The following is a 12,016-nucleotide window of genomic DNA, read 5'->3' on the forward strand; positions in this document are numbered from 1 at the left end:
CACGGGCTGGCTGCCTAGTCAGATCTTCAGCTCGTGCTTAAGTTCGTTGAAGAAACGCCAGTCGGTGCCTTGGGCCAAAAGCGTCTGGGGGGTGCTCTTCAGCATCCCGACCTCGTGGAGGCGCAAGGCGTAGAAGCGCAGGGTGTCTTCGGCGCTATACTCACGCCAACCGTAGGGGATCGCCTCCATGGCCTGGAGGGCGTGGTCATAGCGCCTGGTATAGCCCTGGTCCACCAAGAGCTGCGCGGACCGCTCGGGCTTGCTGGCGCAGAAATCCGCCGCTTTCAGGATGGCGCGCAGCGCGCGTTTCGTGGCCACCGGATACTTGTCCACGAACTCCCGGTTTCCAGCCAGCATGCAGCAGAAATACTGCGACCAGGGCCGGTCGACGGTGCTGCTGATCACCACATGGCCGATCCGCTGCTCCCGCATCTCCTGCGGTTCGGGAGGAAAGCCCAGGTAGGCATCGATCTTGCCCTCACTCAGGAGCCGGATGGACTCGGGTCCCGGATGCGTGACGAAATTTATGTCGTTGTGGAGGTCGAGGCCCACATACGCCGTCATAGCGGCGAGAAAGACGTACCGGCTGGAATCTCGCGACGGCACGGCCACGGTCTTGCCCTTGAGGTCGCGGATTGACTGGACGCGATCGTTCCCGAACAGCTCAAAGCAGCCGACGTGGAGTCCTCCCAGGATGACGATGGGATCCCCCGCCTCCAGGCGGAGAAGGAGCGGGGCGGCAAAATGATTGTTGAGGTCGGCTTCACCGGAGGCGAGGGCCGGTGCGATATCCGCAGTACCCTCTCGTTGGATATACTGCACGTCGGTGAACCCTTCGCTGCGCAGCAGTTCCTCGGCTACGTACTGGGGGGCCTGACAGATGCTGGGAATCCGGACGAGCCGGATCCGCGTCGTCTCGGGCGGCGGCTCGGCAGCGGCCCGGCTAGGGTGGGACCAGCCCAGCAGCCCGGCTGTCCCTGCCATCGTCATCCCATGCAGGAAGCTGCGTCGGTTGAACCGTCCGGGGTATAGGGTACGCATCGGGACCTCCCTTCCAAATGCTGGCCAGTGTGACACCGAGAACGGTGACCAGTGGATGCCGTGTTGTGCACAAACCCGAGCCTCGGCCATGCCACCATGGCGAGCGCTCGGCCACATGCTTGCCTGTTGCTCATATCTTCAGCTCTCGCTTTAGCTCGTTGAGGAGCCGCCAATCGGTACCGTCTGCGATGATCTTCTGGGGGCTCGACCTGATCATGCCGGCTTCTTGAAGTCGCAGGGCGTAAAACCGGATCGAGTCTTCAGGATCGAACTCCCGCCAGCGGTCGTACCGGATATCCTTCAGCGTTTGCAGCGCGTAGTCAAACGACGGGACGAAATCGCGATGGACCATCTGCCGGGCCACCATTTCCGGATTCGACACGCAGAGGTCGGCGGCCTTCAGAATGGAGCGCAAGACCCGCTTGGTCGCCACCGGGTACCTATTTGCATAATCCGTCGTCGCGGAGATCATACAGCAGAAATACTGTGACCATGGGCGGTCGACGGCATTGTTGAGGATGGTGTGGCCGATCTTCTTGGCGCGCAGCTCCTGCGGCTGGGGCGGGGTCCCGAGGAAGGCGTCGATCTTCCCTTGGACGAACAGTTCCGTGGGCTTGACGTTCTCGGTCAAGACCCACCGGATATCGTTGACGGGATCGAGCCCGACATAGGCGGACATGAGGGACAGCCACACGTGTCGCGAGTTGTTGAAACCATCAACGCCCACCCTCTTGCCCCGCAGATCCGTGACGCTGCGGATGCTCTCCTTGGCGATCAGTTCGAGGCATCCCGAGTGCAACCCGGTTAGCACCTTGATCGGCACGCCGGCATCGATCGACGCAATTTGGTTCGGCGGAAAGTTGACCGAGAAATCCGTCTCACCGCGTGCGATCCACTCCGATTGGTCGACGCTCCTGTCACCTTCCACGTAGCGAACGTCTGTGAAGCCATCTGCGCGCATCAGTTCCCCGGCGATGTACGCGCCGGCCCAGCAGTAGGAACCGCCTACCCACCGCGGCAGCCGAACCGTGGTCGTTTCCAATGGCAGTTCCGCGTGGAGTGACTCCGGAAGACCGAGGATACCGGCAGCGCCCGCCAGTGCAGCACCGGCCAGGAATCGGCGGCGGGTCTGGATGATCTGCATTGGGCCGTCCTTTCCAAGGAAAGCACACGAGCCAGCTAGCTGCTCAGCTCCTCAGCTCGCGCTTAAGCTCGTTGAGGAAACGGAAATCCGTGCCGGCGGCCAGGATTGCCTGCGGGCTCGACTTGATCATGCCCGTCTCCTTCATGCGGAGCGCATAGAAGCGGACCGAATCCTCTGCATCGTAGGTCCGCCATTTGTCGTGCGCGGTATTCTGCAGGGTCGTCAGTGCAAGGTCGTAGCTCGGCAGAAAGCCGCGATCGACCAGCTCGCGCGCCGCCGAGGTCGGGGCGGACGCGCAGAAATCGGCAGCCTTGAGGATGGCTCGCAGTACACGCTTGGTCGCCAGCGGGTATTTTTCTACATAGTCCGCCCTCCCTGCGACCATGCAGCAGTAATATTCCGACCATGGACGGTCGACCAAGTTGCTGACAATCGTGTGGCCTATCTCATCGGAACGGACCTTCGAGAACGCGCTGGTGTCGGCGAGGAAGGCATCGACCTTGCCGCCGATAAAATCCTGCATCGGCGAGGGCCCCACGACCCATTCGATGTCGTGGCCGGGATCCAGCCCAACATAGTTGACGATCAGGCTAAGGAATACGTGTGGATGGTCATTCAGGGCCCAAATCCCCACCCGCTTGCCCTTCAGGTCAGCAACGCCGTTGACTCTGTCGCTGGCCCGCAGCTCCCAGCAACCCATGTGCACACCGGTCAAGATCTTGATAGGTGCTCCAGCATCGATGGACCGGATATGCATCGTCGGCATGTTGAAATCAAAGTCCGTCGCTCCGCCAGCGAGCCACAGCGTGTTGTCGACCTTGGTGTCTCCTTCGACGTAGCGGACGTCGGTCATGCCGTCGGCGCGCAGCAGCTCCCCGGCGAGATAGAGCGAACCCCAGCAATAGGCTCCACCTAGCCAGCGGCCCAGCCGCACAGTAGTCGTTTCCGGGGGCGCCTCGGCCCAGACCTCAGTCGTTCCGCCGATGAGGCTTGCGGCGCCGATCGCCGCAGCGCTGGCCACGAAGGTGCGGCGATTTTGAATAGTACGCATCGGAACGCTCCTCTTCCGAATCGCAAACGGCAATTCTGGGCGGAACCGGGCAAAAGAGGTTCGGCGGAGGCAGATGGTCTCGTGGGCGCAACGAGTAGTTGTGGTTCGAACGCGCCCAGTCCGATGCGGGAGTCTTGCGCTCTCAGTCGCCGGCTCATTTATTAGCAACCGACGATATGCCACGATACGCCCAATTTGCGTTGGCCGCGAGCCCAAAACTTGCTCGCGCCAAACATCACGTCAGCGCCTCGATGTCGGTGGAGACCGTTCGCACGATTGCGAACGGTGCCTTCAAGTTTACTTGCAGCCGTTCCGAGTGATCGACACAAAGGTCTGCATCGGTCAGCTTCTGACCTTGGTCTCACCGGGCGAACGTCCGCTATCGTTCTTCGGATACCAAAAGCCGCCATTCCGCTGCCGGCCCCAAAGCTTCCTAGCGGCATTGCACCTACAGCGGACTGTCCGAATCAATGAATGCGCCCGCGACATAGGCTTGCTCGACAGCAATGACGGGTGGCCCCATATTTGGAGTGAGGTCACCTCGATCCTCGTCAGTCTGGTAGGGCCGCCACCGGTAACCTTCTCAAGCAATGCTGACGCGGCGCGTGACTTGGCCATTGCTTTCCCAGTAGGTGTGTTTCTTGGCGATAACCGGATCGTCCATCGCGGGCTGGACCTTGCCTGACGTATCAGTGGCGCGCGAGGTGACCGTGTGCTCGCCCTTTGATGGGTCTTTCCAGTCAAGATACCAGACCTTCCACGCGAATTCAGCTTCTTCCGCATGGTCGATCGTCGCCTCGGTCCACGGGCCATCATCGATCTTCACTTCGACCTTTGCGATTGGCGCACCCCAGGCCGCACCGCTGATGCGGTACCCGGCATCGCTGCGCGTCACCCTGGCAGGCGCGGACTTCAGCAATGCGCGGCCTACCGAGGTCTCGGCCCACACCGTCTCGCCATTGTGCTCTTCCTCACGGATGGTGACGTAGTCTCGTGCCATCAGCAGACTCATGAAGCGCCTGTTGCGTATCTCAATGCGCTTGAGCCACTTGACGTTAGCGATGCCGTACCAACCGGGCGCGATGAGCCGCACCGGGAAACCGTTGGGTGCTGGCAGAGCGGCACCATTCATCTCGTAGCACAGGATGTTGTTGGGATTCGTCGCATCGGCGAGCGACATGCTGCGAGCGAAATTCTGATGCATCTTGACGTCGCGATTATTGTCCTTGAGAGCGATGTCGCCGACATCAGTGCCCCAGAAAACAACTTCGATGCCGTCTTCTTTCACGCCTGCCTCTTCAAGAATGGCGGCGAGCGGTGTGCCTGCCCAGCGGGCATTGCCAATGCCGCCGGTAAAAAATGGAAAACCGTGATTGCCCGAGCATTCCACGGTGAAAACCACCTCCTGGCGCGGCCGGGCCTTGAGGTCGGCAAGCGACAGGCTCAGAGGCTTCTTCACCAACCCATCGATTTCCAGCTTCCAGGCGTTCGCATCAATGGTTGGCCGATCAAAATGCGCGATACTGAAGAACTTCTCATTAGGCGTCACCCAGGAATCCAAATCCTCCCAGACAAGCTGGCTCTGGATGACCGCCGGAACGGGATTGGGCTGCGGCTGATCAAGCCACGGGATCACGGTTTCACCCGCTCGGCTTGGAAAGGCTTGGGCAAACCGTGAGTGGAAAATAGCCAGCGCCGCGAGGGCCGCGCTGCCTTGAGCGATGAATTCGCGTCGTGGAAGGTAATACATGATGATTTCTCCTCCAGTGAAAAGCTGTTTTCTCCTCCAGTGACAAAAAGTGATGGCGGCCGGAATAGCGCAAACGAGAGGCCGGCCGAGGCGGCAGTCTTGAGAGCGCGCGGAACAACGCGAGTTAGAATCGCGCCAGATCGTAAGGCGGAGTCTCCCGCTCTCCGTTGCCGGCTCCGTCAGGTCCCAGCCAGCAATCGTTAAGTATACGCCTGATCTGCGTTCATGGCGAGCGCGACGCGCCGGAGTAGTCGAGGGAGTTGAGCGGATATACGCTTCTCAATCACCGTGTCGGCCCAGGGAGAGCCAGATGCGTGAACTGATTGGAAGCGTGCTCCCAAGGCAGTCCGCTTCACGAGGCGGCCAAGAACGGGGACCTTGCCGCTATCGCAGCGGCCCTCGATGCAGGGGCGGCCATCGAGGAGCAGGACAAGGGAGCCACTCCTCTCTTCCTGGCAGTACGCAGCCACCATCCCGAGGCGGCGGAACTGCTGATCAAGCGCGGCGCGGGGGTGAGCAAGGAGTCGGCGGTCGGTCTGCCGATCACCGTTGCTGTCCTGAAGGGTTACGCCGACCTCATGCAAGTGTTGTTGTCACATGGTGCTGACCCCAATGCCAAAGCGAGAGGCGGCGAGCCCATGTTGCACTTCGCGGTCGCGAACGGCTGTCTCGATTGTGTCAAGGTGCTCGTTGAAGCCGGCGCAGACGTGAACGCCATCTGGATCCAGGGCGACCCCGCCCGTCTACCCGGCATTATCACGCCCTACCACCTTGCAAAGCACGACGACCACCCCGACATCGCGGCCTACCTGCAGGCTCATGGGGTCGTCATTCTGAAGCCCGAGCCGATTTACGCGAGGCTGGCAATCTGTGACCAGGCAAAGGGCGCGGCGTTCTTTGCCTCCAACTGCTCCTTCTGTCATGTCGTGCGTGCACAGGATGTACCTACCAAGGGGCCGAACTTGTGGAACGTCGTCGGACGCGACAAGGCGTCGACGAAGTTCGACGGCTACTCCCACACCCTCTTGGCCTGGGAGGGTTCCTGGACGTACGAGGACCTCAACATTTTCTCGCGGGTCCTACTCTCACGACGCCGGGCGTGAACATGGACGTTCGAGGCGCACCCGATGAAACTGACCGGCTGAACGTGATCGCCTATCTGCGAACACTCGCCGACTCGCCGTTTCACTGCCCTGAGCTGCATTGCGCCCGGCCTTCGCCCCTGGCAGTTATGGGCGAGCCGACGTATTCTCTTCGAATTCCATGTTCCCACCGGTTAGCTCGAGACATAGAGCATCGCAAATTGCGTCCGCTATCGATTCCTGAATACCGCAAGCTGACCTACCGCTTTCGGCCCGATGCTGCCGATCTGCAACGCGCCACATTGCGGTCATTCTCGCCGCCATTACAAAAGCCGACATGCTATTTGCGGGCCCAGACACATTGCGCCGAATAGGGACGTTGGATGGGGTCTGCTCCTGACGTCCCAATCGGGGCCTAGCAAACTGGCGCGATCAGTCCTAACGTGTGTTCGGATAGTGTAGGCCTGCCCCGCGCAAGGAGCCTCAAGGATCTAAGTATCTTTTTGCCATCTCGCGAAAAGGCGAGGTTGGTAGGGCAAGGACCGTCAAGCATCATCCGATCGGCCACTCGGCCATCTCTGTCGAGAACGGTCACGTTCTGCTGTCCATAGACAGTGCAATACAGGCGGACGTCGACACCGAACTTCATGCCGTCGGGGCCTTTGAACCCCTTCTGATTGTCTTCTTGTAAGACGCGTTGCACACAGGCGGTACGCTATGTTCGCCGTTTGTGCTTCGAAAGTCCCATAAAAGCCAGACTGGAGCACGCTAGCCTTAACGGGATTCGCCCAATCGGCGGCTCCCTAACTCTGGTCGAACATGGGGACTTTTCTATGGCTTGACCTGCTAAGTTCTCATGACGAGGTAAAGCGTAGACCAGCCCCGCCGCCATTGCCTGGAGCGGCAAACTGATCGAAACGGTCGGACTTCCTTGCGCGACAATTCAGTCGTCTGACGGCGAGAAGGCAGAAGCCGATTTTGCGGCTCATCAGGCCCGCTGGGATACCGCCGATCACGAACTTGGCTACTCGGCTGCGTTGAGGGCTGAACGCGAAGCTGCTGGTAGAGCGGCGGATTTGCTCGAGGTTCTGTCCCGGCCCGGGCCACGTCGCTTGCAGGAGTGGCCGCCAAGCTCGACGCGGTGCTGAGGGAAGGACAGCCTTCGGAGAACGATCCTGAATTTCCATGGCCACAGATACGTTCGGTACTGGAGGACGTCGTTCGGATTGGCCAGCAGTCGGGGCAGGGGGCTCAGCCGTGAGGATCGAGGAGGCGGACACCCTCGCCCTTTTGACCAGCGGGCAGGAACTCGACGCCGGCCCTGGTCAGAGCTGCTTCGATGGCCTGCATCGTGCTGACCCGGGAATCGACCTTGCCGCTCTCCAGACGGGCCAGCGCGTTGAGCGAGACGATCGCCTTGTCGGCAAGCTCCTGCTGCGACCAACCAAGCAAAGCGCGCGCGGCCCGAATCTGTCGTGGACTGACCATGCATCCACCATCGGCAGGCACATGGTCTTTGCCACCTATAGGGTGATTTTAAGCCTCATAAGGTATATTAAATGGCTGACCGTCCCTGCTTGGCAGACGAGAGCGAGACCTCTGTGTCGCGGCAAACCTGTCGGGGGTGGAACGCTTTGGAGCATCGGAAGCCTTGTTGAAACCGCAACGTCCCGTCCTGCTTCGGACAACGCGCAAGCAGGCGGTGGAGAGCGAACCTCATCCGGCCGATCGGCATGTCGGCAGGCAGATTGCGACGGTTCGCGTCCAGTCGGACGTCTCGCAGGGCCAACTCGCCCGCGCCATCGGCATCAGTTTCCAGCAGCTCCAGAAATACGAGAACGCCCGCAATCGCGTCAGCTCGTCAATGCTCTACGAGATCGCCACTTCGCTCGGAGTTCCGGTCAGCCGCTTCTTCGAAGGCCTGCCGGGAAATGATGAGAGCCGCCACCAGGAGCAACCCTTGCCGGTCGATGAGCGCCTGGCGTTCATCGCCAGCGCCGAGGGGAGGCATCTGATCGAGGGCCTGATGCATCTTCCGCCGCGCGTTCGCGGTCGCCTCTCTTCCCTGATCGCAGCGTTGGGAGAGGAATTGGCGTTGCTCGACCGGAACGGCGATGACGAGCCGGCTGGGGAGCCTGCGCCTGCCGATCGCCGGACATCCTGAAGCCGGCTGGACCCTTCAGCCGAATTTTTTGGCGGCGGGCACCTCGATGCGGCCGCGGGCCAGGGATATGTCGATCTCGACGCCGAATGCCCGCGAGCGCCTGGCGAATCCCTCGAGGATCTCATGCGCGGTGCCTCCGGAGGCGCTGAGCGGCACCAGCGTTCCTGCCGCTGATCCGGGAGAATGAGGCTCGGCGCCGATCGTAACGGGCAGAAGGTCAATTTCTGTGAGGATCTTGCCCGGATCGTAGCGGCAGGCGGCGATGATGCCTTGCCAGACCTCCGGCGGATCCCACTCCGTCTCGTCGGCGTGCACCTGGAAGAGGAAGTTTCCGAGGCCGTAGAAGATCGGGGAGCCGTTGTAGATTTCCATCGCCTGGAGGACCGGCGCGCCGTGGCTGACGAACAGGCTGGCGCCCGCGTCGACGCATGTGCGGGCGAAGGTCCGCACCCAGCGCGGCACGTCCTGCCAGCCCGGTTCCCAATGATGGTGATGGAGGTAGGCGATCACGAAATCCCCCTGCGCCGCCGCTCGCCGGATGGCCGACAAATGGGCGTCCGCGCTCTGTGGATCGATCTCGATCAGCCGGCCGAAGTCGGCGGCTTGCGTGAACACCGTGCCGTAGAAATTGATCTCCCTGCCGGCGGTCACCTCCACTGGGTCCTCCGGCTGCGCGTAATTGGTGAGCTCGAAGGCCGAGCACTTCAGATGTTCGCCAAGTCTTGCCAGCCTGCGCAGATGCCCGTCCGGAACCCCGATCTTGCGAAAGGTCTTGAGGCGGTTGACGCCGGGGCGGGCAGGGCGGAAGGCCGTGCGGTCCTCGGCATACATGCTCGCGGGACCGGGTCCTGCATCGAACGCAAGGAGCGCGACCTCTCGGCCGCCCAAGCGCTGGCGGCCCGGCTTGCGGGCGCTGGTCTCGTCTGTCCCGATGCCGGCGTGGAGAAAGCCTCGGCGCTCCACTTCCTCCAGCGTCGAGAGGATGCCGCCGGCGCCGAGATCGAAGGCGTGGTTGTTGGCGAGCGCGAGCGCGTTAAAACCAATGTCCTGCAATGCATCCAGCACTTCAGCCGTGGAATAGCCGAAGTACTTACCCTTGGTAGGCCAGCCACCGTGTTTCCCCAGGATCGTCGACTCGAAATTGGTGAAGACGACGTCGCCCTGTTGTAAGAAGCGTTCAACCTCCGTGAACCGCTCATCCTGGACATGACGGACGTCATGAGTGATCAACGATTGGCCGGTCACGACCGCGCAGAATTGGTTATTCATGGAAGCTTGCCTTGAAGGAGGGGAGGGCGGCCGGCTTTTGGCCTCATGCGTAGCGGGGCTCGGCGCTGGCTCAATTGGTGACCGCCGGCGAGATGTCGGTCTTAAACCATTTCAGGCTGAGCGCCTTGATCGTCCCGTCTTTGGTGGCGGCGTCGATCGCCGCGTTGAACTTGGTGAGCAGTTCCGCATCGTCCTTGCGCATGCCGGCGCCGACGCCCGGCCCCCAGAGCCCGCCCTTCAGTTCCGGGCCGAAGAACGCTGCCCCCGATCCAGACGGCGTCTCCAGGAAATCCCGCCACGTGAAATAGTCGGCAAGGCCGCCGTCGACGCGGCCCGCCGCGAGGTCGAGCTTCATGTTGTCGAGGCTGTCATAGCTGCGGATCGTCACGACATCGCCCATGAGCTGCTTGACCACCGCTTCCGAGTTCGACGAGCGCAGCACCGCGATCGCCTTGCCGCTGAGCGTCGAGCGCAGACGCTCGATGGCCGCCTTCTCCTTGTCTCCGACGGTCGACAGATTCACCTTCTGCGTAATGTCGCCAGGATCGAGACCAAGTTCCTTGCGCACCACGAACTGGTTGAAGCCGCTGGCGTAAGGGGCGGAGAAGGCGATCGACTGCTTGCGCCTTTCGGTGATCGCCATGCCGGACATGATCACGTCGAACTTGCCGACCAGCAGGGCGGGTATGATCCCGTCCCAATCCTGCGGCACGAAAGTGCATTTGATCGCGATGCGGCGGCAAAGCTCGCGGCCGACATCGATGTCGTATCCGTAGAGCTCCCCCTTTTCGTTCGTGCCGTCCCAGGGCGGCGAGGCGCCCTCGGAGGCGATGGATATGACGCGTTCGCTCTGCGCGCCGGCGGGGAAGGCCGGCGTCAGCGCCGCGACCGTGATGGCAATAACAAGGGGTATGCGCATGATGCACCTCTTCGTTGATTTGGATTGGTAGGAGTTTCTGCAGTCGGCCCGATCAGGGCGACGGCGTCGTGATGCCTTGGCCGGGCAGGGGCGGGCGCCATCGCGATCTCTGTCGCTGAGCGGGCCGTCGGTCGGTCGAAAGCCTGCGTTCCAGGAGTTGCGTGGCTTTTACGGCTATTGACGTCAGCAGCAGATAGATCGCCCCGGCGACGATGAAGATCTCGTAGGGAGCGAAGGTCGTCGAAACCATCTGTCTCGCCATGCCGGTGATCTCGAGCAGCGTCACGGTGCCTGCGAGCGACGAGCCCTTGATCATGCCCACCACCTCGTTGCCATAGGCCGGGAGCGATATCCGGAAAGCGATCGGGAACGTGACCAGGCGGGCTGTCTGGAAGCGCTTCAGGCCGACCGACGCAGCCGCCTCGATGACGCCCCCGGGCACGGACTGGAGACCGCGGCAGAGGATCTCCGTCGTGTGCGCGGCGCTGTTCAAGGAAAAGGCTAAAAGCGCACACCAGAAGGGATCGCGCAGGACCACCCAGAAGATGCTTGCCCGTACAGCCTGGATCTGGCCGAGGCCGTAATAGATCAGGAAGAGCTGCACCAGCATCGGCGTGCCTCGAACGACATAGGTGTAGGCCAGCGCCGCGCCCGAGAAGGCGGGTCGCCCAAAGGCGCGGACGAAGGCCAGCGGCACGGACAGAAGGAATCCGGCCGTCAGCGAAAGGACGGTCAGGGTGAGGGTAAGCGCAATGCCGGAAGGCAGCACGGTGACGGCGTCGAGCATCAAACCGAGGTTCATGGAGCGCGCCCTCCTAGCGGCCAAGAGCTGGATAGCGCCGCTCCGCGATGCGGATCGACAGCAGCGTGAAGGTGGTCAGCGACAGATAGAGCGCGGATGCCGCGAGATAGAAGGTCAGTGGCGCGCGCTGGGATCCGGCGCCGACATAGGCCACGCGCATGATGTCGGTGAGACCGACGATCGAAACCAGCGCCGTGTCCTTGAAGAGTGAGATCCAGAGGTTGCCGTAGGCTGGCAGCGCCAGCCGCAGCATCTGCGGCCCGATGATGAGAAGCCAGCGCTGCCAGGCGCTCAGTCCAAGCGCCTTGGCCGCTTCGGTCTGGCCAGCGGGCACGGCGGCGATCGCGCCGCGGAACACTTCGGTCGCGTAGCCGCTGAAAACGACCGAGAGCGCAATCGCGCCGGCGGTGAAGGCGTTCACCTCGACATAGCGGCCGGCGAGCCGGCTTGCGAGCGTGGTCCCGCCGAAATAGATGAGCAGTATAATGAGAAGTTCAGGCAGGCCACGCACAATCGTGGTGTAGACGGTCACCATACCGGCGAGCATCGGGTGGTGAGCCGCGCCTTTCGAGATTGCCAGAAGCAATCCGACGGCGGTCCCAAGCCAGCCGCTGATCAGCCCAAGGCTGATGGTCACGGTCAGGGCGACAGCAAACTGAGCAGTAAAACCACCCATCGGGCGTTTTCCTCGGGGTGCAATACGGTGAGACGTGCCGATCGTCTGCAGTTCAGAATCGGCTGGCACACCTATGGTTGCGGATTCTACCACAGGTAATTCTAAGTAACTTGTGGAT

The 12,016-nt window shown here is 61.8% G+C and carries 11 protein-coding genes; 2 read left to right on the forward strand and 9 right to left on the reverse strand.

All coding sequences use genetic code 11. The features are described from left to right. Nucleotides 1-18: 18 nt before the first annotated feature. The 4 genes from CK230_RS14955 to CK230_RS14970 form a co-directional block, all read right to left on the reverse strand. Entirely contained in the window at nucleotides 19-1,041 is a 1,023-nt protein-coding gene (locus tag CK230_RS14955; RefSeq protein ID WP_245429923.1) for an ABC transporter substrate-binding protein, read from the reverse strand. Nucleotides 1,042-1,171: 130 nt separating this feature from the next. Continuing rightward, nucleotides 1,172-2,185, reverse strand: coding sequence for an ABC transporter substrate-binding protein (locus CK230_RS14960; protein WP_095817949.1), 1,014 nt, complete (start codon nucleotides 2,183-2,185; stop codon nucleotides 1,172-1,174). Between the two features lie 43 nt (nucleotides 2,186-2,228). Beyond that, nucleotides 2,229-3,236: an ABC transporter substrate-binding protein gene (locus CK230_RS14965; protein ID WP_095817950.1), complete on the reverse strand. Its 1,008-nt coding sequence runs from the start codon at nucleotides 3,234-3,236 to the stop codon at nucleotides 2,229-2,231. A gap of 583 nt (nucleotides 3,237-3,819) precedes the next feature. Continuing rightward, nucleotides 3,820-4,986 (reverse strand): sulfite oxidase, encoded by a 1,167-nt coding sequence (locus CK230_RS14970; RefSeq protein WP_095817951.1) that lies wholly within the window; start codon nucleotides 4,984-4,986, stop codon nucleotides 3,820-3,822. Nucleotides 4,987-5,309: 323 nt separating this feature from the next. Between CK230_RS14970 and CK230_RS14975 the strand changes: the two genes are divergently transcribed. Beyond that, the gene (locus CK230_RS14975) at nucleotides 5,310-6,089 is read left to right on the forward strand and encodes an ankyrin repeat domain-containing protein (RefSeq protein WP_245429924.1); all 780 of its coding nucleotides are present in this window, start codon (nucleotides 5,310-5,312) and stop codon (nucleotides 6,087-6,089) included. Nucleotides 6,090-7,319: 1,230 nt separating this feature from the next. Here CK230_RS14975 and CK230_RS14985 read toward each other — a convergent pair. Further along, nucleotides 7,320-7,556 carry a helix-turn-helix domain-containing protein gene (locus CK230_RS14985; RefSeq protein ID WP_095817952.1) on the reverse strand — a complete coding sequence of 79 codons (237 nt, stop codon included), beginning with the start codon at nucleotides 7,554-7,556 and terminating at the stop codon, nucleotides 7,320-7,322. Nucleotides 7,557-7,722: 166 nt separating this feature from the next. Between CK230_RS14985 and CK230_RS14990 the strand changes: the two genes are divergently transcribed. Next, entirely contained in the window at nucleotides 7,723-8,232 is a 510-nt protein-coding gene (locus tag CK230_RS14990) for a helix-turn-helix transcriptional regulator (protein WP_245429925.1), read from the forward strand. Nucleotides 8,233-8,247: 15 nt separating this feature from the next. Here CK230_RS14990 and CK230_RS14995 read toward each other — a convergent pair whose 3' ends face one another. The 4 genes from CK230_RS14995 to CK230_RS15010 form a co-directional block, all read right to left on the reverse strand. Then, complete coding sequence (locus tag CK230_RS14995) at nucleotides 8,248-9,501, reverse strand: CapA family protein (RefSeq protein ID WP_095817954.1); 1,254 nt, start codon at nucleotides 9,499-9,501, stop codon at nucleotides 8,248-8,250. Between the two features lie 70 nt (nucleotides 9,502-9,571). Beyond that, on the reverse strand, nucleotides 9,572-10,420 hold the full coding sequence (locus CK230_RS15000; protein ID WP_095817955.1) for a transporter substrate-binding domain-containing protein: 849 nt from the start codon (nucleotides 10,418-10,420) through the stop codon (nucleotides 9,572-9,574). Nucleotides 10,421-10,472: 52 nt separating this feature from the next. Beyond that, nucleotides 10,473-11,222, reverse strand: a complete 750-nt coding sequence (locus CK230_RS15005; protein WP_095817956.1) for an ABC transporter permease subunit — start codon at nucleotides 11,220-11,222, stop codon at nucleotides 10,473-10,475. Nucleotides 11,223-11,235: 13 nt separating this feature from the next. Then, nucleotides 11,236-11,898, reverse strand: coding sequence for an ABC transporter permease subunit (locus CK230_RS15010; RefSeq protein ID WP_095817957.1), 663 nt, complete (start codon nucleotides 11,896-11,898; stop codon nucleotides 11,236-11,238). Between the last annotated feature and the right edge of the window lie 118 nt (nucleotides 11,899-12,016).

This window comes from Mesorhizobium sp. WSM3859 (assembly GCF_002295065.1).
GTDB lineage: Bacteria > Pseudomonadota > Alphaproteobacteria > Rhizobiales > Rhizobiaceae > Mesorhizobium.

Excerpts from the sequence above, each read along its gene's own strand:
- CK230_RS14955 (WP_245429923.1), bottom strand. The coding sequence starts at position 1,041 with ATGCGTACCCTATACCCCGGACGGTTCAACCGACGCAGCTTCCTGCAT.
- CK230_RS14960 (WP_095817949.1), bottom strand. The coding sequence starts at position 2,185 with ATGCAGATCATCCAGACCCGCCGCCGATTCCTGGCCGGTGCTGCACTG.
- CK230_RS14965 (WP_095817950.1), bottom strand. The coding sequence starts at position 3,236 with ATGCGTACTATTCAAAATCGCCGCACCTTCGTGGCCAGCGCTGCGGCG.
- CK230_RS14970 (WP_095817951.1), bottom strand. The coding sequence starts at position 4,986 with ATGTATTACCTTCCACGACGCGAATTCATCGCTCAAGGCAGCGCGGCC.
- CK230_RS14985 (WP_095817952.1), bottom strand. The coding sequence starts at position 7,556 with ATGGTCAGTCCACGACAGATTCGGGCCGCGCGCGCTTTGCTTGGTTGG.
- CK230_RS14995 (WP_095817954.1), bottom strand. The coding sequence starts at position 9,501 with ATGAATAACCAATTCTGCGCGGTCGTGACCGGCCAATCGTTGATCACT.
- CK230_RS15000 (WP_095817955.1), bottom strand. The coding sequence starts at position 10,420 with ATGCGCATACCCCTTGTTATTGCCATCACGGTCGCGGCGCTGACGCCG.
- CK230_RS15005 (WP_095817956.1), bottom strand. The coding sequence starts at position 11,222 with ATGAACCTCGGTTTGATGCTCGACGCCGTCACCGTGCTGCCTTCCGGC.
- CK230_RS15010 (WP_095817957.1), bottom strand. The coding sequence starts at position 11,898 with ATGGGTGGTTTTACTGCTCAGTTTGCTGTCGCCCTGACCGTGACCATC.